Annotated in this window: 22 protein-coding genes; 11 read left to right on the top strand and 11 right to left on the bottom strand. The window is 64.4% G+C overall.

Going from position 1 to position 26127, the window contains the following annotated elements; translation table 11 throughout:
* Positions 1-3: 3 nt before the first annotated feature.
* The 3 genes from RFN30_RS29035 to RFN30_RS29025 all read right to left on the bottom strand — a co-directional run bounded on the left by RFN30_RS29035 (position 4) and on the right by RFN30_RS29025 (position 3484).
* Complete coding sequence (locus tag RFN30_RS29035) at positions 4-1800, bottom strand: TRAP transporter large permease (protein WP_320265492.1); 1797 nt, start codon at positions 1798-1800, stop codon at positions 4-6.
* On the bottom strand, positions 1797-2402 hold the full coding sequence (locus tag RFN30_RS29030) for a TRAP transporter small permease subunit (RefSeq protein WP_320265491.1): 606 nt from the start codon (positions 2400-2402) through the stop codon (positions 1797-1799). Before RFN30_RS29030 ends, RFN30_RS29035 begins: the two co-directional genes overlap by 4 nt.
* Positions 2403-2578: 176 nt before the next feature.
* Positions 2579-3484, bottom strand: coding sequence for a branched-chain amino acid ABC transporter permease (locus RFN30_RS29025; protein WP_320265490.1), 906 nt, complete (start codon positions 3482-3484; stop codon positions 2579-2581).
* Between the two features lie 94 nt (positions 3485-3578).
* On the opposite strand from RFN30_RS29025, the gene RFN30_RS29020 reads away from it, so the two are divergent.
* From RFN30_RS29020 to RFN30_RS28995, 6 genes are all read left to right on the top strand, one after another.
* The gene (locus RFN30_RS29020) at positions 3579-4187 is read left to right on the top strand and encodes a CGNR zinc finger domain-containing protein (protein WP_320265489.1); all 609 of its coding nucleotides are present in this window, start codon (positions 3579-3581) and stop codon (positions 4185-4187) included.
* Positions 4180-4707 (top strand): hypothetical protein, encoded by a 528-nt coding sequence (locus tag RFN30_RS29015; RefSeq protein ID WP_320265488.1) that lies wholly within the window; start codon positions 4180-4182, stop codon positions 4705-4707. The genes RFN30_RS29020 and RFN30_RS29015 overlap by 8 nt, the downstream gene beginning before the upstream one ends.
* A 208-nt stretch (positions 4708-4915) precedes the next feature.
* Complete coding sequence (locus RFN30_RS29010) at positions 4916-8389, top strand: indolepyruvate ferredoxin oxidoreductase family protein (RefSeq protein ID WP_320265487.1); 3474 nt, start codon at positions 4916-4918, stop codon at positions 8387-8389.
* A 151-nt stretch (positions 8390-8540) separates the two neighbouring features.
* A complete protein-coding gene (locus tag RFN30_RS29005; protein ID WP_320265486.1) occupies positions 8541-10859 on the top strand; it encodes a putative bifunctional diguanylate cyclase/phosphodiesterase in 2319 nt (772 codons plus the stop codon).
* Between the two features lie 422 nt (positions 10860-11281).
* Complete coding sequence (locus tag RFN30_RS29000) at positions 11282-12043, top strand: N-acyl amino acid synthase FeeM domain-containing protein (protein WP_320265485.1); 762 nt, start codon at positions 11282-11284, stop codon at positions 12041-12043.
* A gap of 143 nt (positions 12044-12186) precedes the next feature.
* Positions 12187-12336, top strand: coding sequence for a DUF3096 domain-containing protein (locus RFN30_RS28995; protein ID WP_082296269.1), 150 nt, complete (start codon positions 12187-12189; stop codon positions 12334-12336).
* A gap of 8 nt (positions 12337-12344) precedes the next feature.
* Here RFN30_RS28995 and RFN30_RS28990 read toward each other — a convergent pair whose 3' ends face one another.
* Positions 12345-13160 (bottom strand): alpha/beta fold hydrolase, encoded by an 816-nt coding sequence (locus RFN30_RS28990; protein WP_320265484.1) that lies wholly within the window; start codon positions 13158-13160, stop codon positions 12345-12347.
* A gap of 351 nt (positions 13161-13511) precedes the next feature.
* On the opposite strand from RFN30_RS28990, the gene RFN30_RS28985 reads away from it, so the two are divergent.
* The 4 genes from RFN30_RS28985 to RFN30_RS28970 all read left to right on the top strand — a co-directional run bounded on the left by RFN30_RS28985 (position 13512) and on the right by RFN30_RS28970 (position 16909).
* The gene (locus RFN30_RS28985; protein ID WP_320265483.1) at positions 13512-13736 is read left to right on the top strand and encodes an aa3-type cytochrome c oxidase subunit IV; all 225 of its coding nucleotides are present in this window, start codon (positions 13512-13514) and stop codon (positions 13734-13736) included.
* Between the two features lie 86 nt (positions 13737-13822).
* Positions 13823-15088, top strand: a complete 1266-nt coding sequence (locus tag RFN30_RS28980) for a Re/Si-specific NAD(P)(+) transhydrogenase subunit alpha (RefSeq protein ID WP_320265482.1) — start codon at positions 13823-13825, stop codon at positions 15086-15088.
* On the top strand, positions 15088-15510 hold the full coding sequence (locus RFN30_RS28975) for an NAD(P) transhydrogenase subunit alpha part 2 (protein ID WP_320265481.1): 423 nt from the start codon (positions 15088-15090) through the stop codon (positions 15508-15510). Before RFN30_RS28980 ends, RFN30_RS28975 begins: the two co-directional genes overlap by 1 nt.
* Before the next feature lies 1 nt (position 15511).
* On the top strand, positions 15512-16909 hold the full coding sequence (locus tag RFN30_RS28970; protein ID WP_320265480.1) for an NAD(P)(+) transhydrogenase (Re/Si-specific) subunit beta: 1398 nt from the start codon (positions 15512-15514) through the stop codon (positions 16907-16909).
* A 78-nt stretch (positions 16910-16987) separates the two neighbouring features.
* On the opposite strand, the gene gyrB is transcribed toward RFN30_RS28970, so the two are convergent.
* Together gyrB and RFN30_RS28960 are read right to left on the bottom strand one after the other, a co-directional pair.
* Positions 16988-19459 carry a DNA topoisomerase (ATP-hydrolyzing) subunit B gene (gyrB, locus tag RFN30_RS28965; RefSeq protein ID WP_320265479.1) on the bottom strand — a complete coding sequence of 824 codons (2472 nt, stop codon included), beginning with the start codon at positions 19457-19459 and terminating at the stop codon, positions 16988-16990.
* A 247-nt stretch (positions 19460-19706) separates the two neighbouring features.
* Positions 19707-20288, bottom strand: a complete 582-nt coding sequence (locus tag RFN30_RS28960) for an NADPH-dependent FMN reductase (protein ID WP_320265478.1) — start codon at positions 20286-20288, stop codon at positions 19707-19709.
* Between the two features lie 179 nt (positions 20289-20467).
* Here RFN30_RS28960 and RFN30_RS28955 point away from each other — a divergent pair, with 179 nt between their 5' ends.
* Complete coding sequence (locus RFN30_RS28955; RefSeq protein ID WP_320265477.1) at positions 20468-21838, top strand: cytochrome P450; 1371 nt, start codon at positions 20468-20470, stop codon at positions 21836-21838.
* A 26-nt stretch (positions 21839-21864) separates the two neighbouring features.
* Here the strand turns inward: RFN30_RS28955 and RFN30_RS28950 are convergent, their stop codons facing one another.
* The 5 genes from RFN30_RS28950 to RFN30_RS28930 form a co-directional block, all read right to left on the bottom strand.
* Entirely contained in the window at positions 21865-22848 is a 984-nt protein-coding gene (locus RFN30_RS28950; RefSeq protein ID WP_320265476.1) for a complex I NDUFA9 subunit family protein, read from the bottom strand.
* Positions 22845-23147, bottom strand: coding sequence for a hypothetical protein (locus tag RFN30_RS28945; RefSeq protein ID WP_320265475.1), 303 nt, complete (start codon positions 23145-23147; stop codon positions 22845-22847). The genes RFN30_RS28950 and RFN30_RS28945 overlap by 4 nt, the downstream gene beginning before the upstream one ends.
* A 172-nt stretch (positions 23148-23319) precedes the next feature.
* Entirely contained in the window at positions 23320-24321 is a 1002-nt protein-coding gene (locus tag RFN30_RS28940) for an Ldh family oxidoreductase (protein WP_320265474.1), read from the bottom strand.
* 89 nt (positions 24322-24410) lie between these two features.
* Positions 24411-25220 carry an ABC transporter permease gene (locus RFN30_RS28935; protein ID WP_320265473.1) on the bottom strand — a complete coding sequence of 270 codons (810 nt, stop codon included), beginning with the start codon at positions 25218-25220 and terminating at the stop codon, positions 24411-24413.
* Entirely contained in the window at positions 25220-25885 is a 666-nt protein-coding gene (locus RFN30_RS28930) for an ABC transporter permease (RefSeq protein WP_320265499.1), read from the bottom strand. The genes RFN30_RS28935 and RFN30_RS28930 overlap by 1 nt, the downstream gene beginning before the upstream one ends.
* Between the last annotated feature and the right edge of the window lie 242 nt (positions 25886-26127).

Below are 26127 nucleotides of genomic sequence, written 5' to 3'. Positions count from 1 at the left end.
ACCTCAATTGAAACTCGGCGGCTTCGAAAGGTCGGGCGCCGGCGCCGCCGGCTTGGCAGGGGCCGTGTCGCCGAAGTTCGGCGGCTGCGACAGATCCGGCGTGCCGGGCGCGGCGGGCGCGGCGCCGCCATTGGCGGGCGCCGCGCCATTGTCGGCCGGCGGCGTGCCGAGCGGCGCCAGCCCCGGCATCTCGGGCAGCTTCAGGTCTATCGTGCTGGGCTCGACGGCGGCGCCCTTGTAACGCATCACCATTTGCGGGAAGGCGATGGTGAGCCCGATCATGATCACCTGGATGCCGACGAACGGCACCGCGCCCCAATAGATCTGGCCGGTGGTGACCGGTGCGATCTGCTTGCCGGTGATGCGGTCGAGATAGGGCACGCGCGCGGCGACCGAACGCAGGTAGAACAGCGCGAAGCCGAAAGGCGGATGCATGAAGCTGGTCTGCATGTTGACGCCGAGCAGCACGCCGAACCAGATCAGGTCGATGCCGAGCTTGTCGGCGGCGGGCGCCAAGAGCGGCACGATGATGAAGGCGAGCTCGAAGAAATCGAGGAAGAAGGCGAGCACAAAGACCAGCGCGTTGACGCCGATCAAGAAGCCGGTCTCGCCACCGGGCAGCGAGGTCAGAAGGTGTTCGACCCAGATGTGGCCGTTGACGCCGTAGAAGGTGAGCGAGAAGACGCGAGCGCCGATCAGGATGAACAGCACGAAGGAAGAGAGCCGCGTCGTCGAGGCAAGCGCCTGCTTGATGACGTCGAACGACAGCCTCCCCTTTGCCGCGGCCATGATCAACGCGCCGACTGAACCCATCGCGCCGCCTTCGGTCGGCGTCGCGATGCCGAGGAAGATGGTGCCGAGCACCAGGAAGATCAGCGCCAACGGCGGGATCAGCACGATCACCACCTGTTGCGCCAGCTTCGACATCATGTGGATTCCGAGCCGCTGGTCGGCGATCGCCACGACGTAGATGACGATCACGCCGACGGCGGCGCCGAGGATGTCGGCATTGTCGCCATGCGTCGGCGCGAGATAGCGATAGGCCGCATAGGAGATCGCGCCGGCGGCCAGCAGGGCGACGATCAGCGAGATGACGCCGTGGCCGAGCGTGCGGGCTTCGAGCGGCAGCGCCGGCATCGCGTTCGGCCGAATGATCGACATGATCAGGATGTAGAGCATGTAGATGCCGGTGAGCACGAGGCCGGGGATCAGGGCGCCGGCATACATGTCGCCGACCGAACGGCCGAGCTGGTCGGCAAGCACGATCAGCACCAGCGAGGGCGGGATGATCTGGGCCAGCGTGCCCGACGCGGCGATGACACCTGATGCCAGCCGCCGATCGTAGCCGTAACGCAGCATGATCGGCAGCGAGATCAGCCCCATGGCGATGACGGAGGCCGCAACCACGCCGGTCGTCGCGGCAAGCAGCGCGCCGACGAAGATCACTGCGTAGGCAAGCCCGCCGCGGATCGGGCCGAACAACTGGCCGACCGTGTCGAGCAGGTCCTCGGCCATGCCGGACCGTTCGAGCACGATGCCCATGAAAGTGAAGAACGGAATGGCCAGCAGCGTGTCGTTGGACATCACCCTGGTGCCGTAGAAATTGTCGGGCAGCGCATGCAGCAGCGGCCAGGCGAGGTTGATCGAGCCGCCCGAATAGGGCGACAAGAGCACGCCGATGAAGAAGAACAACAGGCCGTTTGCGGCGAGCGAGAAGGCGACGGGGTAGCCGATCAAAAGGAAGATGATCAGCGAAGCGAACATGATCGGCGCCATGTTCTGCGCGATGAACTCGATCATGAGCGCACCTCGCCGGACAGCGCCTTTGCTTCCTCGGCAAGCACCTCGGCCTCGAGCTTGGCCTGGTCATGCGCCGAGATGAAGGGATTGGGGTCGTCCATGTCGCCGCGCATGATGGCGATCTTCTTGATGATCTCGGAGACGCCCTGGATGGCCAGCAGGGAGAAGCCGACGAGCAGGATGGCCTTTGCCGGCCAGACGATGAGCCCGCCGGCATTGGTCGACATCTCGCCGCTACGGAAGGACAGCGACACGTAAGGCACGAAGTAAATCACCATCAAGACCACGAACGGCATCAGGAAGAGGAGATGGCCGAGAAGGTCGATCCAATGCTGCACGCGGCGGGGAAACATACCGTAGACGATGTCGATGCGGATATGGTCGTTCTGCTTCAGCGTGTAGGCGGCCGCCAGCATGAAGGCGGCACCGAAAAGGTACCACTGCAACTCCAGCCAGGCGTTGGAGGAGATGTCGAGCGCCTTGCGGATGACGGCGTTGCCGGCGCTCACAAGGATCGCGAGCAGGATCGCCCACGAGACCCAGCGGCCGATGAACTCGTTTATGCGGTCGATCGTCCTGGATAGAGCGAGCAGCCCTGCCATGCATTTCCTCCCTGACCATGCTGCGCGCCCGATTCCCCCATTCGGTGTCGCGCCGCTTGGCCTAACGGTATGCAGTGCGTGGTCTGGCAGGTCAACACGACAAGGCGCGACAAACGATGGCGCCGGTGGAAACCCGCCAGTTCACCGGACGTCATGCAACCAAAGTCTGATGGGTTTCAGGCGACCTTGGCCTGGTCGCGGCCGGCGCCGATCAGCACCAGCATGGCGACGAGGAAGAGGTAGATCCAGCCGTCGCGCCATTCGATCGGGAAATAGCCGGCCCATAGCGATTCGGCCATGCCGAAGGCAGCGGCGCCGAGAGCTGCCTTGAGCGGCGACATGTAGCCGCCGACCGCCGTCACGAACAGGATCTTGAGGCCATAGACGAGGCCGGTGCCGAAGCTGATGTTGCCGTAATAGAGGCCGGCAAGCACGCCGGCAAAAGCGGCGCAGAAGCCGCTATAGAGCACCGCGCGGCGGAACACGGCGCGCACGTCGACGCCGCACATCGCCGCCGCTTTGGGATCGTCGGACACCGCCCGCCAGGCGCGACCGAAGCGTGAATGCGAAAACATCCAGGCCGCCAGCGCCACCACCGCTATCACCGCCGCGCAGTCCAAAAGCTGGATGACGGTGAGCGTCACCTTGAAGCCGACATCATGGGCGAAGATGACGGGTTGGGCGAGCATCGGCGGCAGCCAGAGATCATGGGTGTCGGCGGCGATTCGGCTTGCCTCCGACAGGAACAGCAAGATGCCGAGCGTCGTCACCACGATGGCGTTGGGCGACCGGTCGGCCAGCCTTTCGAACACGCTGCGCGACAAGACCTGGCTGATCAGCACCGCATAGAGCACGGCGGCAACGATGCCGAGCGCGACCGAGGCGAACAGCGTCAGCCATAGTGCCTGGTAGCCGAAGGCGGCGGTCAGGATCATGGTGTGGCCGCAAAAAGCAAACAGCGCGCCATAGGCAAGGTTGGTGCGATGCAGGATGCCGTTGGTCAGCACATAGCCAAAGGCGAGCAGCGCATAGAGCGCGCCCGAATGCAGCCCGTTCAGCACCTGCTGGTAGAAATAGAGCATCGAGCATCCCTGGGGCCGCGCGATCTGGCCCCGTTGGAAACGTCGCACCCGGAATCTAACTTGTCAAATACGTTTTATCGGTTAGATTTCTGGCATGACGGTATCCTGGACCCCGCACCGCTTCACCGGCGGCATCCTTGCGCTCGACACGGCGAACACGGTCGTGCTGCGCAACGATCCGGAAAAGACCTTCGACCGCTTCGAAGATCCTGCCGAGATCGCCCGCTTCGCCGAGGCGGCAAGCGGCTTTCGCGCCGCCGAGCTCGGCGGCCGGCGGCTGGAGGCGCCGGAACCGGGCGACATCGCCCCGGTCGTGCTGTCGATCCGCGAGGCGACCGACCGTCTGTTCCGCCACGCCATTGCGAAAGGCGCGATCGCCGCCGCCCATCTGCCGGATTTCCTGACGGCCTGCGCCGACGGACTCTTCGGCAGCAGCGCCGAAATCGGCGCGCCGGGCCGGCCCTTTGGCGACCCGGCGACGCCGATCGCCTTCGAGGCGGCTTTGGCCGTCTCGGCGCTTTCGCTGTTGCGGGACGATACCGTTGCGAGGCTCAGGATCTGTCCGAACTGCAGCTGGCTGTTCATCGACCGCAGCCGCAACTCCAGCCGCCTCTGGTGCGACATGGCCGTCTGCGGCAACCGCCAGAAAGCGAACCGCTACTATCGCCGCCGCACGGCGGCCAGGGAGGCCACCAATGCTTAGAAAATTCCGTTTGATCGCTCTCGGAGCGGCCCTGATCGCCGCCACAGTGCTCGGCGCCTGCCGCGATACTGGCAAGGAGCAGCTCTTCGCCATTTCCGGCAAGCTTTTCGAGTTCAACTACCGGCTCGGCATCGCCACCTATGTCATCACGCTGAGGCCGCTGCGGCCGATGGGCGAGGGACAGGTTGCCGTGGTGAACTTCCAGAACCCGGCCGGCGGTGACCCGCTCATCGTCAACCAGAAGATCTGGCCGAAGCTTCCGCACATCACCTTGACCAGCCCGCCGCTCACCTGCGTGGTCAAGGACAAGCCATACTCCGTCACGATCCGCATCGAGGATGCGAACGGCACGTTGCTCCAGAGCCTCGAGACGACGATGGCCTCGACGGAGGACCAGACCATGCTACCGGATCGACCGCTCGTGGTCGGGCCGAAATACGAGCTCAACCCGGACCTCGCCGGCCATCCCGACGGCAAGCTGCCCGATGCGCCCAAGCCGGATTGCTCAAAGGCGGTCTGAATCCTGCTGACCGGTCGAAATTTTCGTGCGCCGCGAAGCGTTTAGCGTGATCTTGAATGCGCCGGCTGCTTCCAATGGGACCGTTTGTTGCGTCCCGTCTGGCCCCTGCGATTTTGTTTGACCTCTCCCGCAAGGGAAGAAAGACTGCGGCGTCCCACTCCGACGTTGGCCGCCGATCCGAGGCGCGTCACCGCAGAGGAAATGCCCGATGACGCTGCATGACGTCGCGCTCGACGACAAGTTCGACCTTGGCAAGGAGCGCGTTTTCCTGTCCGGGGCGCAGGCCGTCGTGCGCATGCTTCTGATGCAGCGCGAGCGCGACCGCCGCGCCGGCCTCAACACCGCGGGCTTCGTTTCCGGCTATCGCGGCTCGCCGCTCGGCGGCCTCGACATGCAGCTGTGGAGGGCGAAGCGGCAGCTAGCGCAATCTGACATCGTCTTCCAGCCGGGCCTCAACGAAGAGCTCGCCGCCACCGCCTGTTGGGGGTCGCAACAGACCGAACTGCTCGGCGAGGGCACGCATGACGGCGTCTTTGCCGTCTGGTACGGCAAGGGGCCGGGCGTCGATCGCTCCGGCGACGTGTTCCGTCACGCCAATCTCGCCGGCTCGTCGAGGAATGGCGGCGTTCTCGCCCTGATGGGCGACGATCACATGGCCGAATCCTCGACCAACGCGCACGCCACCGAATTCCTGTTCGTCGACACCATGGTGCCGATCCTCAATCCGGCCGGCGTCCAGGAGATCATCGACTACGGCCTGCTAGGCTTTGCCATGTCGCGCTTCGCCGGCACCTGGGCGGCGATCAAATGCGTCAAGGACAACATCGAATCGACGGCCTCCGTCGACGCCTCGATCGAGCGGCTGAACATCGTCGTTCCCGACTTCGACATGCCGCCCGGCGGCCTCAACATCCGCCACGAGATCGACATGCTCGGCCAGGAGGAGCGGCTGCATGAGCACAAGCGCGCCGCCGCTTCCGCCTTCATCCAGGCCAATGGGCTGAACCGCATCGTCTATTCGGGCGGCCGCAATCCCAAGCTCGGCGTCATCACCATCGGCAAGAGCTATCTCGACGTTCGCCAGGCGCTGGAGGACATCGGCATCGACAAGAAGGCCGCCAACCGCATCGGCATCCGTCTGTTCAAGGTCGGCTGCCCCTGGCCGCTCGACTATCAGCATATCGCCGACTTCGCCCGCGGCCTCGACACCATCGTCGTCGTCGAGGAGAAGCGCTCGCTGATCGAGGTGCAGCTGCGCGAGAACCTCTACGGTTCCGCCATCCAGCCGGCCATCGTCGGCAAGAAGGACGAGCGCGGCGACTGGCTGTTTCCGGCCAAGGGCGCGCTCGACCCGAACGAGATCGCGATCGCGCTCGGCGAGCGGATCCTGCGCACCATCGGCCCCTCGGAGGAGATCGCGGCGCGGGTGGCGAAGCTGCGCCAGTTCCAGGCGATGCTTGCCGACACCGTCGACATCGGCTCGCGCACACCCTTCTTCTGCTCGGGCTGTCCGCACAATTCCTCGACCAAGGTGCCGGAGGGCTCGCTCGCCGCCGCCGGCATCGGCTGCCACTTCATGGCGCTGTGGATGGACCGGAACACCGTCGGCTTCACCGCCATGGGCGGTGAGGGCGCGCAATGGGTCGGCCAGGCGCCGTTCTCCAAGCGTGATCATATCTTCCAGAATCTCGGCGACGGCACCTACAACCATTCCGGCCTGCTGGCGATCCGCTTCGCGCTGTCCTCCGGCGCCAACATCACCTACAAGATCCTCTACAACGACGCGGTCGCCATGACCGGCGGCCAGCCCCATGAAGGCGGCCTGACGGTGGACATGATCGCCAGGCAGGTGCGCGCCGAGGGCGTCGACCGCATCGCCGTCGTCACCGACGAGCCGGATAAATATGCCGGCAAGGCCGATTTCCCTGCCGGCGCCACCATCCATCACCGCGACGACCTCGACCTCGTTCAGCGCGAATTGCGTGGCGTGAAAGGCATCTCGGTGCTTCTCTACGACCAGACCTGCGCCGCCGAAAAACGCCGGCGGCGCAAGCGCGGCACCTTCCCCGATCCCGACAAGCGCGTCTTCATAAACGAGCTGGTTTGCGAAGGCTGCGGCGATTGCGGCGTGCAGTCGAACTGCGTCTCGATCCAACCGGTCGAAACCGAATTCGGCCGCAAGCGCCGGATCGACCAGTCGAGCTGCAACAAGGATTTCTCATGCCTTAGCGGCTTCTGTCCGTCTTTCGTTACCGTGCATGGCGGCAAGATCAGGAAGGCCGAAGGCATCGCCGGCAAGACCGATCCGCTCGACGGCGTGCCGTCGCCCGCCGTATTCCCGCTCGGCTACCAGGGCTGGGCGGCGATCATCGATGGCGTCGGCGGCACCGGCGTCGTCACCATCGGCGCGGTGCTCGGCATGGCCGCCCATCTAGAAGGCAAGGGCTGCGGCATGATCGACATGGCGGGCCTTGCCCAGAAGGGCGGTTCGGTATTCACCCATGTCCGCATTGCCCCGACGCCCGAGGACATCCACGCCATACGCGTCTCGGCCGGCAAGGCCGACCTCGTGCTCGGCTGCGATCTCGTCGTCTCCGGCGCCAAGAAGGTGCTCGCCGCGGTGCGCGAGGGCCACACCATGTTCCTCGCCAACACCGCCGAAATCATGCCCGGCGAATTCACACGTTCTGCCGACTTCTCCCTCCCGGTCGAGCGGCTGAAGAAGGCGATCCGCGCCGCCGCCGGCGACGGCAAGGCCCACTTCTTCGACGCCACCCGCACGGCGATCGCGCTGTTCGGCAATTCGCTCGGCGCCAACATGTTCATGCTCGGCTTCGCCTTCCAGCATGGCGGGCTGCCGCTGTCGGCCGACGCCGTTGAAAAGGCTATCGAATTGAACGGCGAAGCGGTGGCGATGAACATCGCCGCCTTCCGCTGGGGCCGTCGCGCCGCGCACCAGCCCGAGTTCGTGCGCAACCTGGTTGGCAAGACGGGCAAGCCGGCGTCCGCGCCCACCGAAACGCTCGACGACATCATCGCCCGGCGCGTCGCCTTCCTCACCGCTTACCAGAATGCGGCCTATGGCAAGCGCTATGCCGACAGGGTCGCCGCGCTGCGTGCCGCCGAGGCGAGAGCGGTCCCCGGCTCGACGGCCGTGACCGAGGCTGCCGCCAAAAACCTGTTCAAGCTGATGGCGATCAAGGACGAGTATGAGGTGGCGCGGCTCTATACCGATGGCGCCTTCGCCGCCGACCTCGCAAGGCAGTTCCAGAGCTACGAAAGGCTGGAATTCCATCTCGCGCCGCCGATCCTCGGGCGGCGTGGCAATGACGGTCGCCCAAGGAAATCGAGTTTCGGCCCGTGGATGATGAAGGCATTTCGCCTGCTCGCTGCCATGAAAGGCCTGCGCGGCACCGCGTTCGACCTGTTCGGCCGCACCGCCGAACGGCGCGCCGAGCGGCGGCTGCTTGCGCAATACGAGGCCGATCTCGATCTGATCGCCGGGGCACTGGCGCCGGGCAGGATCGACGCCGCCGCGGCACTCGCCTCCGTGCCGGCGCTCATCCGCGGCTATGGCCATGTCCGGCAGGCCGGCGCCGCAAAGGCGGCGGACGAGCGCTCCAGGCTGCTGCAGCGACTGAACCGGGACGAGCCGGTGCCGGTTCTCAACGCCGCCGAGTGATTGCACCAAACCAAGTGCCGAAACCTTCTCCGGTCGGCCTGGGTCCTTGCGCCTTTGGCGGGCTACCCGAAGCCGTTGCTTAAGCCGTTCCTGTTCTAAGCCTTTCTTAAGGCGGTTGTGTCATGACAAGGCTTAGCGTTGGGCCGACCCTATGGGCAAAACAAAGACCGAAAGCATCCCCGCGGATGTTTATATCCAATTTGTGCGGTCGTTGTTCGACAACGCGCACATGTTGTTGATCGGTGGTGCGTGCTACTGGATCCTCGGATTGATGATCTATCTGCGCACGCACAATCCCTTGTTCCTGGTGTTTTCCTTTGCTCTGCTTTCCGTCAGCCTTATCCGTTACTTCGGCATTCGCGACTTCCTGAAGACCGGCGGCGTGATTGCCGATGTCGAACACGCGCAGCGATTGGAGCGCAGCTACATCCTCAAGGGCTGCCTCCAGGGCCTCGGATTGGGCGCGCTGTGCTTCGTGTCGATCTATGTCTATCCCGATCCTTTCGCCGAGCTGGCGGCGATGTCGCTGACTCTGGCGACCCTGGTCACGGTTGTCGCCCGCAACTATGGGTCTCCGCGCATGGTGCGGATTTTTTCGGTGACCTTCATCGGTCCGGCTGCGCTTGCGCTCCTGCTGCGCATGGATGCGCCCTCCGTCGTCCTTGGCCTGATGATCATCCCGATGACATTCATCACCATCACCGGCGCCGATCATGTCCGCAACGTGCTCTTCTCGGCGGTCATCGGCCACAAGCAGGCGAGGAACCTGACGCGCAGGTTCGACCGCGCGCTCAACACCATGTCGCACGGCCTGGTCATGCTCGGCCCGGACGGGCGCGTCGCCGTCGCCAATGCCGAGGCCGCCCATCTGATGTCGCTGAAATCGGCCGATGCGCTGCTCGGGCGCTCGATCCACGGCCTTCTGATGCGCGGCGTTGCCGGCGGCATGCTGGCGCCGAAGGATTGCCGCTACATCGAGGCACAACTGACGCGTGCGCTCCGCGAGGGCCGGGACCGCAAGGTGCTGGTGTCGCTCGCCAACGGCCAGCACTACGAATTTTCCGCGCGCGAAGGCAGCCAGGAGCTCGGCGTCGTCACCTTCGAGGACGTGACGGCCCGCGTCGAGGCGGAGGAAAAGATCCGTTTCATGGCGCGCTACGACAACCTCACCGGTCTGCCGAACCGTGCCTATTTCCACGAGCTGGCCGGCGAGGCCATGGCCTCCGGCGACCGCGACCGGCTCTGCGGCCTGGCGGTGCTCGACCTCGACGATTTCAAGAGCGTCAACGACACGCTCGGCCATCCGGTCGGCGACGGATTGATCTATGCCGTGGCCGAGCGGCTGGCGGCGGTTGCCGGACCAGGCATTAATGTCAGCCGCTTCGGCGGCGACGAGTTCATGATCTATTTCGACCGCATCGAGGACGAGAGTCATCTGAGCGGCCTGCTCGACGAGATCTTCGCCGACCTGCAGGGCGAGGTCGACGTTGCCGGCCATGGCCTGCGCATCCAGGCCAGCGGTGGCGCGGTGCTGTCCATAGTCAAGGACACCGACGTCGATGCCATGATCGTCAAGGCGGACCTTGCGCTCTACAAGGCCAAGGAGCTCGGCAAGAACAGCTGGCGGCTGTTCGAAGCATCGATGGATGCCGCCTTCCGCAACCGCCAGCTGATGAAGGCCGATCTGCGCAGCGCCGTGCAAGCCAAGGAGCTGCGCGTCGTCTATCAGCCGATCGTGTCGATGAGCACCATGCGCATCGCCAGCTGCGAGGCGCTCTGCCGCTGGGACCATCCCGATCTCGGTCCGATCTCGCCAAGCGTCTTCATCCCGCTGGCCGAGGAGATGGGTATCATCTCCGAAATCAGCGCCTTCGTGCTGCAGGCGGCTTGCGCCGAATGCGCCAAATGGCCGGCGCAGACCAGCGTCTCGATCAACCTCTCGGCCAAGGATTTTCGCAACCGCGACGTCGTGCAGAAGGTGCGCGATGCCCTGGCGGCGTCGAACCTTGCGCCGCACCGGCTTGAAATCGAGGTCACGGAGACCGCCTTGCTCGACGACAAATCGCTGACCCGCGAGTTGATCGAAGAGCTGAAGACCCTGGGCGTCCGCATCGCGCTCGACGACTTCGGCACCGGCTATTCCAGCCTCAGCTACCTGCACAAGCTGCCGCTCGACAAGATCAAGATCGACCGTTCCTTCCTGATCGACGTGACCCAGAGTCCCCAGTCGCTCGACCTTCTGAAGGGTATCGTCGGCTTGACCCGGACGCTGGGCCTGGTCGTCACGATCGAAGGGGTCGAGACCTTCGAGCAGCTGAAGATATTGGTGCGTTCGGTCAAACCGGACCTTGTGCAAGGTTTCCTCTTCGGCGCCGCGCTCAGCGCGTCCGGCATCGAGACGATGTCGAACGTCACCTGGCCATTCGCCGCGGACCTGCGTCTCGCGGCCAAGCGGACGGCCAGGCAGTAGCTGCAGTCGCAAATTTCAACAAATCTGATTGATAATGCGCGTTGCTTGGGTCGCGCAGTGCTTTTCGACGAAAAACGAAAGCTTTGATGTGCGATAGATAACGCACTTTGGAATATTCCAACGTAAAGCTGACGAATATTTTTTATCAAGAAATACATAAATCAAAATACCTAAAGTGGATTGTCTTTTCGACTGGAAGTCGAATGGCTAAATGCTTCTCTTATCTGAAATACAGACGCCGTTGATGGTGATATGCAAGCTTAAATGAAGATGCCCGACCGGCTTCCTCGCCATAACAGCGGTGAAGGAAGTCGCGTCGGTTATTAAGGTTAACGAACGGTAAATCAGCAGTATCGAATTTTCGGCTTGTGTCTCATTTCAACTCGAATAGCCTATTCACAGGCGGATACGAGGACTTGAGAATGGATGCTGCGAGAAACGATGCGCAGGCTGGCGCCGGCGCAAACGCTGGGTCGGCGCTGAACCGTTCGATCATGCAATTGCTGGAGCATGTCGATTATCGCCTCATCACGGGGGGCGAGGATCTGGAGGCGATCTATCGCCTTCGCTATCAGTCCTACCTGCGCTCCGGCATGTGCGGTCCGATCGCCAGCGGGATGTTCGAGGATCGCTGGGACAATCTGCCGAATTCCTACCGGTTCGGCGTCTATTTCGATGGCCACTTGGTCAGCACGCTGCGGCTCCACTACATCTCCCGCGAGCACCCCTATTCGCCGTCCGTCGACGCCTATCCGGAAATTTTGGCCGAGCGGCTTGCCCGCGGCGAGAGCTTCATCGACGGAACTCGCTTCGCAACCGATGCGGACAGCGCGCCCGCGCCGGGGGTCCTGCCTTTCCTGACGCTCAGGCTGGGTATGGTGGCCTCCTGTTACTTCGGCCAGACGGCGGTCCTCACGCCGGTCAAGGTCGAGCATGCCGCCTACTATGCCCGCATATTCCATGCCGTGCAGCGGACCGAGGGCAAGGTGTTTCCAGGCGTTCTTGCGCCGATCGCCTTGTTCGAAATCCCCTGCGGCGAAAATCTGCGCCTCACGCTCGAGCGGTTCCCGTTCTTCAAGTCGACGCCGGTGGAACAGCGGATGATGTTCGCCAATCCGGCGATCAACCGGTTGACCCCCCTGTCCATCGTGCCGACGGCGAAATACTATCGCGACGCCGCCTGAAAAGGGCGTCCTTCCACGCATCATGGACCTTTCCTGCGACTTCGCCGTTATAAATAGCGGCGTCGCAATCGAGCGTTGCCGCTATCCTGCCCAACAGGCGTTTCGCCCCGGGCTCATGTCGGGTTGTTCAAAGGGATACGGTGATGACCATCCATTCGCTTGCACTCACGCCCCTGATCTCGCTGATCGCCGGCATACTGATCCTGGTGATGCCGCGGCTGCTCAACTACATCGTTGCGCTCTACCTGATCGTCGTCGGCCTGCTCGGCCTGTTTCCTCACCTTGCCGGCTGAAAGAACTCTCAACTGGCGAAGAAGCGCAGCGCGGCAGCGACAATCGCCTCGGGCGCGTCCTCCTGCATGAGGTGACCGGAGCCCGGAACCAGTCTCAAGCTGCAATCCGGCAGCATGGCCGCAAGCTTCTCGCCGCTCTGCGGCGAGATCCAGCGGTCCTCTTCTCCCCACAGCAAAGCTACCGGGCAACGGAATTCGCGATAGTGCGGTTCGACCTCGTCGGTGAAACGCTGATCCATCTGCGCGATCTGCCGATAGAAAGCGGGCTGGCCATCCGATCCGGTCCATGGTGCGATGTACGGCTGCAGTTCGTCGTCCGACAGGGATCTGGCTGCCGCGCCTGCAATATACGCCTTCAGGATCGCTACCTGGATGTAGTCCGGCACGCCGGCGAAGGCGAATTCATGCCGTCTGGCATGCTGGACAAAGGGCGAGCCCCACGGCCGCACTGCCACCGGATCGATCAACAGTAGTCTTTCGTAGTCGCAACCGTCGATCAGATGCGCTCGCAAGGCAGTGGCCCCTCCGAAGTCATGGGCGATGATGTTTGGTCGATCGACATTCCAGAACGCCAGCATCGCCGCCAGCGCCTTGTTCTGGATGCCCAGCGAAACATCCTGGCCCTCGCGTTTCTCGGACTGGCCATACCCCGGAAGATCGTAAAAATAGAGCGTGTGCTCGCGCGCCAGTTCGGGGGCAACGCGATGCCAGACATGCGAGGAAAATGGCGTTCCATGGACGAGCACTATCGGAGGACCGGAGCCGGCCGAGCCCCAGGCGATGCCGGTGCCGTCCCAGTCAAGCGTCTCTGTCAGCGACATCATGCGCGTGATTGCCCAATCGTTGGTGCCGGTAAGCCTAAAGCATGTCTCCCGAAAGTGGGAACCGGTTTCGGGACAAAGACATGCGTAAAATCAAAAACCTAAAGCGCACGGAGCGAATCTGAAAGATCGCGACGCGCTTTAGTCACGTGACGTTTCGCCGGAAAGCGAGAAATTGTCGTCGCACGTTCAGACATCCTGAAGGGCTCGGTGGCGCCCACCATGGTTTGCAACGGCCACCGGCCTTCAACTTTCATTTGAGGCTGTTGTCGCCGACCGTGCGGCAATAGCGCCATTGCTCTTGGTCCGGCTTTTCGCTATGTGCCTCGAAGGCATTTTCGAAGGGGTATTCCTATGGCTGATCACACGCCGACCGGTCCTGTCGAACTGGGCGCGCAGATGGACTATGCCGAGCATGATCGCACCTACAAGGCATTCCTCACGCTCGCCAAATTCGGTTCGCTCGTCTGCGCCGGCCTCCTCCTGGCGATGGCTTTTGGCTTCTTTGCGGGCGGCTTCTTCTCGGCGACCATCCTGTTCATCGTGATCATGGCCGTCGGCTATTTCATTCTGCGATAGACTTTCCAAGCCATTGCGTTTGACGTCTCGCTGGAGGTCCCGGCCGACGCCTTGCGCAGCAAGGTTCCAGCCGAAAGGATCATGCGGTGGGGCAGACGGTATTCATCCCTCGTGAGCTCGATGCCAACGAGCCGCGTGTCGCGGCCTCGCCTGAGACGGTGAAACGGCTGGTGGGCCTGGGCTTCGAGGTGATCGTCGAGAAGGGCGCTGGCCTCGGCTCCCGCATCCCAGACCAAGATTTTGCTGCTGCGGGTGCCGCGATCGGCAAGGCTGCCGACGCGTCGAAGGCCGATGTGGTGCTGAAAGTGCGCCGGCCGACGGATTTGGAGCTGAAGGGCTACAAGCCGGGCGCGGCCGTCATCGCCATTATGGATCCCTACGGCAACGATGCGGCGGTTGCCGCCATGGCCAAGGCCGGCATCACCGCCTTCTCCATGGAGTTCATGCCGCGCATCACCCGCGCGCAGGTGATGGACGTGCTCTCCTCGCAGGCCAACCTCGCTGGCTACCAGGCGGTGATCGACGCGGCTGCCGAATATGACCGCGCGCTGCCGATGATGATGACGGCGGCGGGCACCGTGCCGGCGGCCAAAACCTTCATCATGGGCGTCGGCGTCGCCGGCCTGCAGGCGATCGCCACCGCGCGCCGCCTCGGCGCCGTCGTCACCGCCACCGACGTGCGTCCGGCTGTGAAGGAGCAGGTGCAGTCGCTCGGCGCGAAATTCCTGGCCGTCGAGGACGAGGAGTTCAAGGCGGCCGAGACGGCCGGCGGCTACGCCAAGGAAATGTCGAAGGAATATCAGTCCAAGCAGGCAGCGCTCACCGCCGAGCACATCGCCAAGCAGGACATCGTCATCACCACCGCGCTGATCCCCGGCCGTCCGGCGCCGAAGCTGGTCTCGGCGGCGATGGTCGCCTCCATGCGGCCGGGCTCGGTGATCGTCGACCTCGCCGTCGAGCGCGGCGGCAATGTCGAGGGCGCGGTGCCCGGCAAGGTCGTGACGACGGAAAACGGCGTCAAGATCGTCGGCCATCTCAACGTGCCTGGCCGCGTCGCGGCCTCGGCATCACTGCTCTACGCCAAGAACCTCTACGCCTTCCTCGAGACGATGGTCGACAAGGCGACCAAGCAGCTTGCCATCAAGCGCGACGACGAACTGGTCAAGGCGACGATGCTGACCGACGCCGGCCAGGTCGTGCACCCCAGTTTCGCCAAGGCCGCCGAGGCGCCGCGCACCGAGCCGGCTGCGATCCCGGCCACGATCCTGGTCGCAGTTGCCGCCGACAAGAGACCGGCGCCCCGGAAAACCAACACCAGGAAGGCCGCGGCCAAGCCGAAGGGGAGCGCGTGATGGAACAGTTGCAGAAAGCCCTCGACCAGCTCGATCAGGCGACCGCCGCCGTCCGCCTTGCGGTGCAGGATCTGGCCAATGCGCCGGCCGGCGCCGAGGCTGCGGGCAACGCTGCGCACGCGCTCTCGGGCGGCGCCATCGATCCCTTCGTCTTCCGCTTCGCCATCTTCGTGCTGGCGATCTTCGTCGGCTACTATGTCGTGTGGTCGGTGACGCCGGCGCTGCACACGCCGCTGATGGCTGTCACCAACGCCATCTCCTCGGTCATCGTCGTCGGCTCGCTGCTTGCCGTCGGCATCGCGGCTTCCGGCCTTGCCGCGGGCTTCGGCTTCATCGCCATGGTGCTGGTCTCGGTCAACATCTTCGGCGGCTTTCTCGTCACCCAGCGCATGCTCGCCATGTACAAGAAGAAGGACAAGTGACGTGACCGTCAATCTCGCTTCCTTCCTCTATCTGGTCTCCGGCATCCTGTTCATCCTGGCGCTGCGCGGCCTGTCGCATCCGACGACGAGCCGCCGAGGCAATCTCTACGGCATGATCGGCATGGGCATTGCTCTTTGCACCACGCTGGCGCTGGCGCTGCCTTCGGCCGGCCGCTTCGGCCTGATCGTGCTCGGCCTCGCCATCGGCGGCGGCGTCGGCGCCTATGTGGCGCGGCGCATCGCCATGACCTCGATGCCGCAGCTGGTCGCCGCCTTTCACTCGCTCGTCGGCTTCGCTGCCGTCATGGTTGCGGCAGCGGCCATCTACGCGCCGGAAAGTTTTGGCATCGGCACGGCCGGAGACATCCATGCCCAGGCGCTGATCGAGATGAGCCTTGGTGTCGCCATCGGCGCCATCACCTTCACCGGCTCGGTCATCGCTTTCCTCAAGCTCGACGGCCGCATGTCCGGCAAGCCGATCATGATCGGCGGCCGCCACCTGATCAACATCGCGCTCGGCGTCGCGCTGGTGGTGCTGATCGTGCTGCTCGTCACCTCGGAGTCAAAGTTCGTCTTCTGGCTGATCGTGGCCGCCTCGCTGGTGCTCGGCGTGCTCTTGATCATCCCGATCGGCGGCGCTGACATGCCGGTCGTGGTGTCGATGCTGAACTCCTATTCCGGCTGGGCCGCCGCGGCGCTTGGCTTCACGCTCGGCAACCTGGCGCTGATCATCACCGGCGCGCTGGTCGGCTCGTCCGGTGCGATCCTGTCCTACATCATGTGCAAGGGCATGAACCGCTCCTTCATCTCGGTCATCCTCGGCGGCTTCGGCGGCGAGACGATGGCGATTGCCGATGACGGCATCGAGCGTACCGTCAAGCAGGGTTCGGCCGACGATGCCGCCTATCTGATGATGAACGCGCAGAAGGTCATCATCGTGCCGGGCTACGGCATGGCGGTTGCCCAGGCGCAGCATGCGCTGCGCGAAATGGCCGACAAGCTCAAGGCCAACGGCGTCGAGGTCAAATACGCCATCCACCCGGTCGCCGGTCGCATGCCCGGCCACATGAACGTGCTTCTCGCCGAGGCCAACGTGCCTTATGACGAGGTGTTCGAGCTCGAGGACATCAACTCCGAGTTCGCGCAGGCCGACGTCGCCTATGTCATCGGCGCCAACGACGTCACCAACCCGTCCGCGCGCGACGACAAGTCCTCGCCGATCTTCGGCATGCCGATCCTCGACGTCGACAAGGCCCGCACCTGCCTGTTCGTCAAGCGCTCGCTCGGCTCGGGCTATGCCGGCATCGACAACACGCTGTTCTACAAGGACGGCACCATGATGCTGCTCGGCGACGCCAAGAAGATGACCGAGGAAATCGTCAAGGCGTTTGATCACTGATCAGTCGCAGCCTTCTGCAACAAAAAAGCCCGGCGTCGCCGGGCTTTTTTGTTGCAGAAGGCTGTCGACCCAACCTGCTCAAATATCCAGATTGGCCACCGACAGCGCGTTGTCCTGGATGAACTCGCGCCGCGGCTCCACTTCGTCGCCCATCAGCCGCGAGAACAACGAGTCCGCGTCCGTCGCGTCCGCCACCTTGACCTGCAGCAACGAACGCACATTCGGGTCGAGCGTGGTTTCCCAGAGCTGCTCGGCGTTCATCTCGCCGAGGCCCTTGTAGCGCTGCATGGTCAGCCCCTTGCGGCCGGCGGCGAACACCGCGTTGAGCAGCGCCAGCGGTCCTGAGAGGAGCTCCGAAGTTTCCTTGCGGCGCAGGGTTGGCTGCTCGCCATAGACTTCCGCCAGCCGCGGCGCGTAGCGGTCGAGCTGGCGCGCGTCGGCCGAATTGATCAGCCCGGAATCGAGCTGGACCGCATCCTTGACGCCGCGCACGGTGCGCTCGAAGACATAGCCGCCCGAGCCGTCATTGGAGGTCGACAGCCGCCCGGTCCAGCCGCGCTCCGTCTCCTCGGCGATCATGTCGAGCCGCCGGGCGACGCGCTCGGCCATGGCGGTGGCGCGACCGAGATCGGCAAGAACGTCGGCATTGAGCGCGCCGGCGATCGCCGCCTGCTCGACGACATCGCGGTTGTAGCGCGTGTGCAGCCCGTTGATCAGGTGGCGCACCGCCAGCGCGTCATCGACGGCGCTGCGCAGATCCTGTCCGGTGCGCACCTCGCCGGAGCCGAGCGTCAGCGAAGCCTCTTCCAGCCCGGAATCGATCAGATATTCCTCATAGGCGCTTTCGTCCTTGAGGTATTGCGAGCTCTTGCCCCGCGTCACTTTGTAGAGCGGCGGCTGGGCGATGTAGAGATGGCCGCGCTCGATCAGCTCCGGCATCTGCCGGAAGAAGAAGGTGAGCAGCAGCGTGCGGATATGGGCGCCGTCGACGTCGGCGTCCGTCATCAGGATGATCTTGTGGTAGCGCAGCTTGTCGGCGTTGAACTCGTCCTTGCCGATCGAGGTGCCGAGCGCGGTGATCAGCGTGCCGATCATGTCGGAGCTGAGCATGCGGTCGAAGCGCGCCCGCTCGACATTCAGGATCTTGCCGCGCAGCGGCAGGATCGCCTGGTTCTGGCGCGAGCGCCCGCCCTTGGCGGAGCCGCCGGCCGAGTCGCCCTCGACGATGAAGATTTCCGACTTCGCCGGATCGCGCTCCTGGCAGTCGGCAAGCTTGCCGGGAAGCGAGGTGACGCCGAGCGTGCTCTTGCGGGTGATGTCGCGCGCCTTGCGCGCGGCCTCGCGCGCGGCGGCTGCCTGGATCACCTTCTCGACCACCACCTTGCCTTCGGTCGGATGCTCTTCCAGCCAGGTGCCCAGCGCCTCGTTGACCAGGCTTTCCACCACGGGGCGGACTTCCGACGAGACCAGCTTGTCCTTGGTCTGCGAGGAGAATTTCGGATCCGGAACCTTGACCGACAGCACGGCGGTCAGGCCTTCGCGGCAGTCGTCACCGGTGAGCGACACCTTCTCCTTCTTGGTCTGGCCGGAAGATTCGCCATAGCCGGTGATCTGCCGCGTCAGCGCGGCGCGAAAGCCGGCAAGATGCGTGCCGCCGTCGCGCTGCGGGATGTTGTTGGTGAAGGCCAGCACATTCTCGTGGTAGCTGTCGTTCCACCACATCGCCACTTCGACGGTGATGCCGTCGCGCTCGGCGCGGATCGCGATCGGCTTTTCGATCAGCGGCTTCTTCACCCGGTCGAGATATTTGACGAACTCCTCGAGCCCGCCGTCATAGTGCAGCTCGTGGCGAACGAGGTCGGCATGGCGGGCGTCGGTCAGCACGATGCGCACGCCGGAATTGAGGAAGGCGAGCTCGCGCAGCCGGTGCTCCAGCGTGTTGTAATCGAACTCGACCATGGTGAAGGTCTCGGCCGACGGGAAGAAGGTGATCTCGCTGCCGCTGCGGCCTTCATAGATGCCCGGGCGCCTGTCCTGCTCGTAGCTGCCGGTCACCTTCAGCGGCGCATCCGCATTGCCATGCGTGAAGCTCATCTCGAATATCTCGCCGTTGCGGCGAATCTTGAGCTTCAGCCAGGCCGAAAGGGCGTTGACCACCGAGACGCCGACGCCGTGCAGGCCGCCCGAAACCTTATAGGAATTCTGGTCGAATTTGCCGCCGGCATGCAGCTGCGTCATGATCACTTCGGCCGCCGAGACACCCTCGCTGGGGTGGATATCGGTCGGAATCCCGCGGCCATTGTCGATCACCGTCACCGAACCGTCGGGGTTGAGCGTCACCGAGACGAGGTCGGCATGCCCGGCCAAAGCCTCGTCGATGGCGTTGTCCACCACCTCGTAGACCATGTGATGCAGGCCGGAGCCGTCGTCGGTGTCGCCGATATACATGCCCGGCCGCTTGCGGACAGCATCCAACCCCTTCAAAACCTTGATGGAATCGGCGCCGTACTCGGCTTCCGCGCCGTTGGCGCTTTCGGTCTGGTCGCTCATAAATACCTGTCTGATTGAGATCGCTGGTCCGGCGCGGGAAAATCGCCCCGAATCGCGCCGTTTTGATGTCCTAGATATAGGCGCAAACGGCCAGTTTTCCAAGGTTTGCAGGCATTTTGCCGGCTGGCGAGCGGCCTTTCATGGACCCTCGTCGCGATGCACCGGGAAGCGGCGGCGGAAAGCGTGACTATGCCGCTGCGAAAGCCGCGCCCGGGCGCGGCCTGCAGCAGTCACATCGGGACGTCTACTATTCGGAAGGCAGGCCGGCGCGCAGTGACTTCAGCGCCTCGCTCCAGCGGAACAACTCGGCCAGCATCGTCCTTGCGCCGCCCAGCACCTGTTCGCTCGGATGGTACGCGCCGTCCTTGTCGAGCAAGGTCCTGTAGGAAGGCAACGCCACGCCTTCCGGGATCGGCATGACGCCGACCGAGGTCAGCAGCGGCTTCAGCGCCTGCGCGGCGCGCAGGCCGCCCGAAACGCCGCCATAGCTGAAGATCGCTGCCGGCTTGTAGCGCCATTCCTTGAGCAGGTAGTCGACCGCGTTAACAATCGCCGGGGCCACGAAATAATTGTATTCCGGCGCCACGAAGACGAAGGCGTCGGCCGCCTCGATCGCCTTCGACCAGGCCTTGGTGTGGTCGTTCTCGTATTTGCGCAGGCGCGGGTGATGCGGCTCGTCGAGCAGCGGCAGCTTGAAGGCGGCAATGTCGGTCAGCACCGGCTCGAACTTGCCGTGCTCGCGCGCGAAGCCCTCCAGGCACTCGGCGAAGATCGGGCCGGCGCGTCCCGGTCGCGTGCTGCCGATGATGATGCTCAACTGGTGCTTCACGGGTAGCTCCTGTTTGACGGTATCATTGGCGACTAAAGTAAGCGATCACCGTCAACAAGCAGCCATTAACCGGCGCCGTTCACATAAAGGCGAGGCGGCCGGTACGCGGTCTTGCCGTTCGGTCACATGGACGCCCGCTTTGCCGCGCATTACATTTACGCTCGTAGCGGAGCATGCCCATGGACACCAAGCCCGCCCCCTTCGTGCCGCCCGCGCCGAAGCCGCGCACTCAGCCGCCCTCGACGCTGGAGATGATGCGCATCGTCTACCGCAACCCGCTTGAGCTGTGGGGCGAGCACACCTACAACGAGCCCTGGATCTCGGTGACCGGTATTGGCGGGCCGCTGGTCATCGCCAACGATCCCGGCCTCATCCGCCACGTGCTGATCGACAACGCCAAAAACTACAAGATGGCGACGGTGCGCCAGCTGATCCTGCGCCCGATCCTGCGCGACGGCCTGCTCACCGCCGAGGGCGAGGTGTGGAAGCGCTCGCGCAAGGCGATGGCGCCGATGTTCACGCCGCGTCACATCTTCGGCTTCGCCGAGCCGATGCTGAAGCGCGCGCTGGAGTTCGTCACCCGCTACGAGGCCGGCGGCACGACCGACGTCGCCCGTGACATGACAATGCTCACTTACGACATCCTCGCCGAGACGCTGTTTTCCGGCGAGATCGCAGGCGAGCAGGGCAGCTTCGCCAAGGAGGTCGACCGCCTGTTCGAGACCATGGGCCGCGTCGACCCGCTCGACCTGTTGCGCGCGCCGGAATGGCTGCCGCGGCTGACCCGCATACGCGGCCGCAAGACCATGGCCTATTTCCGCAACATCGTCGCCAACACGGTGAAGATGCGCGAGGAGCGGCTGAAGCGCGACCCCGACGGCGTGCCGCAGGATTTCCTGACGCTTCTCTTGAAGGCCGAGGGGCCGGACGGACTGACGCGCGCGGAAGTCGAGGACAACATCATCACCTTCATCGGCGCCGGGCACGAGACAACGGCGCGAGCGCTGGGCTGGACGATCTACTGCCTCGCCGAAGCGCCTTGGGAGCGCGACAGGATCGAGCGCGAGATCGATGCGGTGCTGGCGAGGGAGCCCGATCCGACAAAGTGGCTGGACGCCATGCCGCTCACCCGCGCCGCCTTCGAGGAGGCGCTCCGGCTCTATCCGCCGGCGCCCTCGATCAACCGCGAGCCGATCGAACCGGAGACCTGGAACGGTCTCTACATCCCGAAATACGCCGCCGTTCTGGTGATGCCCTGGGTCGTGCACCGCCACCGCAAGCTGTGGGACAGGCCGGACGCCTTCATGCCGGAGCGCTTCCATCCGGAAAACCGCGACCGGATCGACCGCTTCCAATATCTGCCTTTCGGCGCCGGACCGCGCGTCTGCATCGGCGCCAGCTTCGCCATGCAGGAGGCGATCATTGCACTCGCGATCCTGTTGTCGCGCTTCCGCTTCGATGTAACGTCGGAAACCCGGCCATGGCCGGTGCAGAAGCTGACCACGCAGCCGCAGGGCGGCCTGCCGATGCAGGTTTCCCGCCGCGCCTGATTGGAACGCGACTGATTGGAAATTGTTTACCGGTCGGCGATCGGCCGGCGCTGCTGGAACTGTCCGGCCGCGCGGAAGCGCCAGAGATAGCTGGGCAGGATCGTCGCGATCGCCTGCGGCGGGATGCCGAGGCCGCCGAGCGTCCTGTTCGCCTTGGCGGCGGCTTCCGAGACGACGTTGTGCTCGCGCAACTGCAGCACCTGGTCCTTGGTCAAGAGCGGACTGGGCAGCAGCTGAAGGATCGAGGCCTGGATGTTCGCGACCCACCACGGCACCGGCACCAGGAGCCGCCTGCGGTCGATCACGGCAAGCATCTCCTGCATGCATTCCTTGAAGGTTAGCACCTGCGGGCCGCCAAGCTCATAGATATTGCCGCCCTCGACCTGGCCGTCGACCGAGCGCGCGATCGCCTCGGCGACGTCGCCGACATAGACCGGCTGGAATTTCGTCTGCCCGCCGCCGATCAGCGGCAAGGCGGGCGAGAGGCGCGCCATGCCGGCGAAGCGGTTGAAGAAGCTATCCTCGGGTCCGAAATTGATCGACGGACGGAAGATGACGGCATCGGGTATCGTCTCGAACACCGCTTTCTCGCCGAGCGCCTTGGTGCGGGCATAGCTTGACGGCGAGTTCAAGTCGGCGCCGAGCGCAGAGACATGGGTGAGGCCGGCGCCGACCGCGCGCGCGGCCTCGGCGACGGCGCGCGAGCCGAACTCGTGCACGGAGCCGAATTTCTGCCGGCCGCTCTCATTGAGGATGGCGACCAGATTGACGACGTGGTCGGCGCCCTGCACGGCGCGGTCGACCGACCAGCGCACGCGCACATTGGCCTGCACCGGCTGGATCTGGCCGACATTGCCGAGCGGCTGCACATGGCCGGCAAGGTCGGGCCGCCGGCAGGCAACCCGGATGCGGTAGCCGCGCTTGGCGAGCGCGCGAACGACATGACGGCCGACAAATCCCGAGCCGCCGAACACGACGACAAGCTTGGGGGTCTGCAGGATTTCGGTCATGGCTGGCTCCGCGCGCAAAAGCTTGGCTGAAGCCGCTTCTTAATCGGTTTCGCGTCAAAGGCAAAGAGCGACCGGAGGTCGCCGCCGCCTTGTTTTTGAGCGCTGCCCGGAACGCCTTGATGATATGCGCCGACCGAATGACGGGTGCCGCCAAGGATGCCAAGAAGAATAGGATCGCCGCCCTGGGCAGGCGAAACAGAAAACCCCGCCGAAGCGGGGTTTTCCGGGCAGTGCGCGCGCCGAAACAGGGACAAACGAGGCGGCCTGACCTGAGACGGTATCAAGGCGGCGTGAAGCATTCACGCCCGCCCCGGCCCTGGACGCCCGGCGCGGCGCCGCCAACCGCAAGCCGCTACCCCAAGCTACCCTTTGCGGCTTGCGATGTGGGTGCCGGTGATGGGTCGCTGCAGGGCGAAAAAAGGTTCAACGGCCGTGTGAAGAAACGCGACCTGCTATTGCGGACGGTCTCGATCAGGCCGAATAGCGCTCGGCGAATTCGGAAATGCGCTGCACGACCGCCTTCGGAACGTCGATGCCGCGCGCGCTCGCTTTCTCGGCGGCCTCGGCGCGAGCTCGGCCGGGTATGTGCACGCCGTAGCGCCGCCGCAGGCGGTCGAGCTGGTCCTTCGTGCGCTGCTCGAAATCCGGGTCGAGCAGCTTTGGCTCGATGGCCAGAACGAAGAGGCCGGTTCCGGGACTGTCCGGCCCACCGGAGAACCAGGGCGCGTCGAGCGACCAGTTGGCGCCGGAAATGCCCGCCGCCAGCACCTCGACCATAAGGGCGATGTTGGCGCCGCGCTGGCCGCCGAAGGCGAGCATCGCGCCATTCATCGCCGCCGCCGGGTCGGTGGTCGGATTGCCGCTGGCGTCCAGCGCCCAGCCCTCGGGGATTTTCCTGCCGTCTTCCGCCGCCTTGCGGATGTTGACGAAGGCTGTGGCGCTCGACGACTGATCGATCACCAAAGGCGGCCCGTCGGCGGCAGGTGCTGCAAACGACATCGGGTTGGTGCAATAGACCGGCTTGATCGAGCCGGAACCGGCAAGCACTGCCGGCCCGTTGGTGGCGGCGAAGGAGACCAGCCCCTGTCCGGCCAACCGGCCGGTGAAATAGCCGAGCGCGCCGCAGGTATAGGCGTTCTTCTGCGAGAAGATGGCGACGCCGAACAGCCTTGCGGCCTTGGCGAGATCACCGATCGTGCGATCGAAGCCGGTATGGGCAAGGCCGCCGCGCGCGTCGGAGAGGTAGACGGCCAGCGCCGGCCGGGTGATCACCGGATCGGCATTGCCGTCGATGCGGCCGGCTTCGATCGCCTCCAGATAGTCGATGAAGTGCGACAGGCCGACCGTCGACAGGCCTTCCGCCTCGGCCGTGATGATCGAGGCGGTGAGCGATTGCGCCGCCTCCTCATTGGCGCCGGCGCCGAGCGCAGCCATGCGGCATAGGCCTTTTGCCTGATCGAGAGTGAGTTGCATTTTTTGCCTCTAAGCGAATAGGGAATAGCGAGTAGGGGGCCCAGCGAATCGCTCGCTATTCGCTACTCCCTATTCGCTACTCGCTCTATCTAGCCGATTTTGACCGGAATCCGAGCCTCGATCCTGCTGAATATGAGCACCAGGATACCGGTGATCGTCATGTAGATCAGCGCCAGCAGCAGCAAGGGCTCGTAGGTCAGGTAGGTGTCCTGCCGCACCTTAGACGACACGGCGAAGATGTCGATGACGCTGATCGTCGCCACCAGCGGCGTGGACTTCAGTTGCAGCACGGTCTCGCCGGTCAGCGTCGGCAGCGCCCGGTAGAAGGCCTGCGGCAGCCAGATGCGGCGAAAGATCTTGAAGCGGCTCATGCCGAAGGCGCGGGCCGCCTCGAGCTGCCCTTTCGGCACGCCGGCGAAGGCGCCGCGCATCACCTCGCCCTCATAGCCGGCGAAGGACAAGGTCAGCGCCAGCACGCCATAGGGCCATGCCTGCCTCAGATACGGCCACATCCAGGATGCGCGAATCCATGGGTATTGAGGGAACAGCGAACCCAGCCCGTAATAGAGCAGCCAAAGCTGCAGGAGCAGCGGCGTTCCGCGGATAATGGTGCAGAACACCTTGGCCGGCGCTGCGAACCAGAACGGTCCGCCGGCCTGCGCCAGGCCGAGCGGCACGGCGAGCAGGAAGCCAAGCGCGCAGGTGACGACCAGGATCCACAGCGATCGCCAGATGCCGAGCAGCCCCATTTCCCAATATTGCGGCAGCCAGTCCCAGCGCATGAAGAAGGCCGCGCAGAACACCAGCGCCAAGGCTATCAGGATCAGCACGATGCGATGCGGCCTGAGCCAGAGCGAGGCGCGCGCCGCCAAGTTGATTGCGGTCGCTTCAGCCGACATCAGCGTGCCTCCTTGACGGAAGGCATGCCGCGCCGCGACCGGGCCTCGACACGACCGATGATCAGGTTGGAGAAGAGCGTCAGCGCCAGGTAAAGCACGCCGGCGGCGACAAAGAACAACAGATAGGCCTTGGTGACCCCCGCCGCCTGCCGCGTCGCGAGCGTCAGTTCGAAGAAGCCGACGACGGCAAGCAGCGCGGTGTCCTTGGTAGCGATCAGCCAGAGATTGGCGAGGCCCGGGATGGCGAAAGGCAGCATCGCCGGCAGCGTTATGCGCCTCAGCATCAGGCCGGGCGGCATGCCGTAGGCGCGTGCGGCTTCGATCTGGCCCTGCGGGATGGACAGGATGGCGCCGCGGATGACTTCCGTCGAATAGGCGCCCTGCACCACGCCGAGCACGAAAATACCGGCCGCCAGCCCGCTGATGTCGACGCGCTGGTAACCCATCGCCGTCAGCACCTGATTGATGAGATCGGTGCCGGCGTAATAGAGCAGCAGGATCAGCACCAGTTCCGGCACGGCGCGCACCACGGTCGTATAGATGGCCAGCAGGTCGCGCGCCACCGGACCGCCATAGAGCTTGCCCCAGGCGCCGCCGGTGCCGATCAAAAGGCCGAGGCAGGTGGCGCCGATGGCGATCTCGATCGAATGCAGGAATCCGACCAGCAAGGTGCCGCCCCAGCCCGGCGGCACGGGTGACAGGAGTTCAATGATGCCGGCCGCCGAGGCCGGAAGAAATATGTCGATCAGCTTCGCCCCCGGATTGCTGGCAACCGCCGACGGCAGCGTTCAGCGGCAGGCATGCGTGGCAAGGTTTGGCCTAGAGCATTTCACCTGTTTCACGGAGACGGTGAACTGCTCTATCCCGTTGTTTGACGCAATTCCGGACGGAAAACCGTTTCACACTT

Source organism: Mesorhizobium dulcispinae, from assembly GCF_033977345.1.
Classification (GTDB): Bacteria; Pseudomonadota; Alphaproteobacteria; order Rhizobiales; family Rhizobiaceae; genus Mesorhizobium; species Mesorhizobium dulcispinae.
The sequence above is the reverse complement of the archived record's forward strand: the minus strand, read 5'-3'. Positions and strand labels throughout refer to the sequence as shown.

Excerpts from the sequence above, each read along its gene's own strand:
- RFN30_RS29035 (WP_320265492.1), bottom strand. The coding sequence starts at position 1,800 with ATGATCGAGTTCATCGCGCAGAACATGGCGCCGATCATGTTCGCTTCG.
- RFN30_RS29030 (WP_320265491.1), bottom strand. The coding sequence starts at position 2,402 with ATGGCAGGGCTGCTCGCTCTATCCAGGACGATCGACCGCATAAACGAG.
- RFN30_RS29025 (WP_320265490.1), bottom strand. The coding sequence starts at position 3,484 with ATGCTCTATTTCTACCAGCAGGTGCTGAACGGGCTGCATTCGGGCGCG.
- RFN30_RS29020 (WP_320265489.1), top strand. The coding sequence starts at position 3,579 with ATGACGGTATCCTGGACCCCGCACCGCTTCACCGGCGGCATCCTTGCG.
- RFN30_RS29015 (WP_320265488.1), top strand. The coding sequence starts at position 4,180 with ATGCTTAGAAAATTCCGTTTGATCGCTCTCGGAGCGGCCCTGATCGCC.
- RFN30_RS29010 (WP_320265487.1), top strand. The coding sequence starts at position 4,916 with ATGACGCTGCATGACGTCGCGCTCGACGACAAGTTCGACCTTGGCAAG.
- RFN30_RS29005 (WP_320265486.1), top strand. The coding sequence starts at position 8,541 with ATGGGCAAAACAAAGACCGAAAGCATCCCCGCGGATGTTTATATCCAA.
- RFN30_RS29000 (WP_320265485.1), top strand. The coding sequence starts at position 11,282 with ATGGATGCTGCGAGAAACGATGCGCAGGCTGGCGCCGGCGCAAACGCT.
- RFN30_RS28995 (WP_082296269.1), top strand. The coding sequence starts at position 12,187 with ATGACCATCCATTCGCTTGCACTCACGCCCCTGATCTCGCTGATCGCC.
- RFN30_RS28990 (WP_320265484.1), bottom strand. The coding sequence starts at position 13,160 with ATGATGTCGCTGACAGAGACGCTTGACTGGGACGGCACCGGCATCGCC.
- RFN30_RS28985 (WP_320265483.1), top strand. The coding sequence starts at position 13,512 with ATGGCTGATCACACGCCGACCGGTCCTGTCGAACTGGGCGCGCAGATG.
- RFN30_RS28975 (WP_320265481.1), top strand. The coding sequence starts at position 15,088 with ATGGAACAGTTGCAGAAAGCCCTCGACCAGCTCGATCAGGCGACCGCC.
- gyrB (WP_320265479.1), bottom strand. The coding sequence starts at position 19,459 with ATGAGCGACCAGACCGAAAGCGCCAACGGCGCGGAAGCCGAGTACGGC.
- RFN30_RS28955 (WP_320265477.1), top strand. The coding sequence starts at position 20,468 with ATGGACACCAAGCCCGCCCCCTTCGTGCCGCCCGCGCCGAAGCCGCGC.
- RFN30_RS28950 (WP_320265476.1), bottom strand. The coding sequence starts at position 22,848 with ATGACCGAAATCCTGCAGACCCCCAAGCTTGTCGTCGTGTTCGGCGGC.
- RFN30_RS28945 (WP_320265475.1), bottom strand. The coding sequence starts at position 23,147 with ATGCTTCACGCCGCCTTGATACCGTCTCAGGTCAGGCCGCCTCGTTTG.
- RFN30_RS28940 (WP_320265474.1), bottom strand. The coding sequence starts at position 24,321 with ATGCAACTCACTCTCGATCAGGCAAAAGGCCTATGCCGCATGGCTGCG.
- RFN30_RS28935 (WP_320265473.1), bottom strand. The coding sequence starts at position 25,220 with ATGTCGGCTGAAGCGACCGCAATCAACTTGGCGGCGCGCGCCTCGCTC.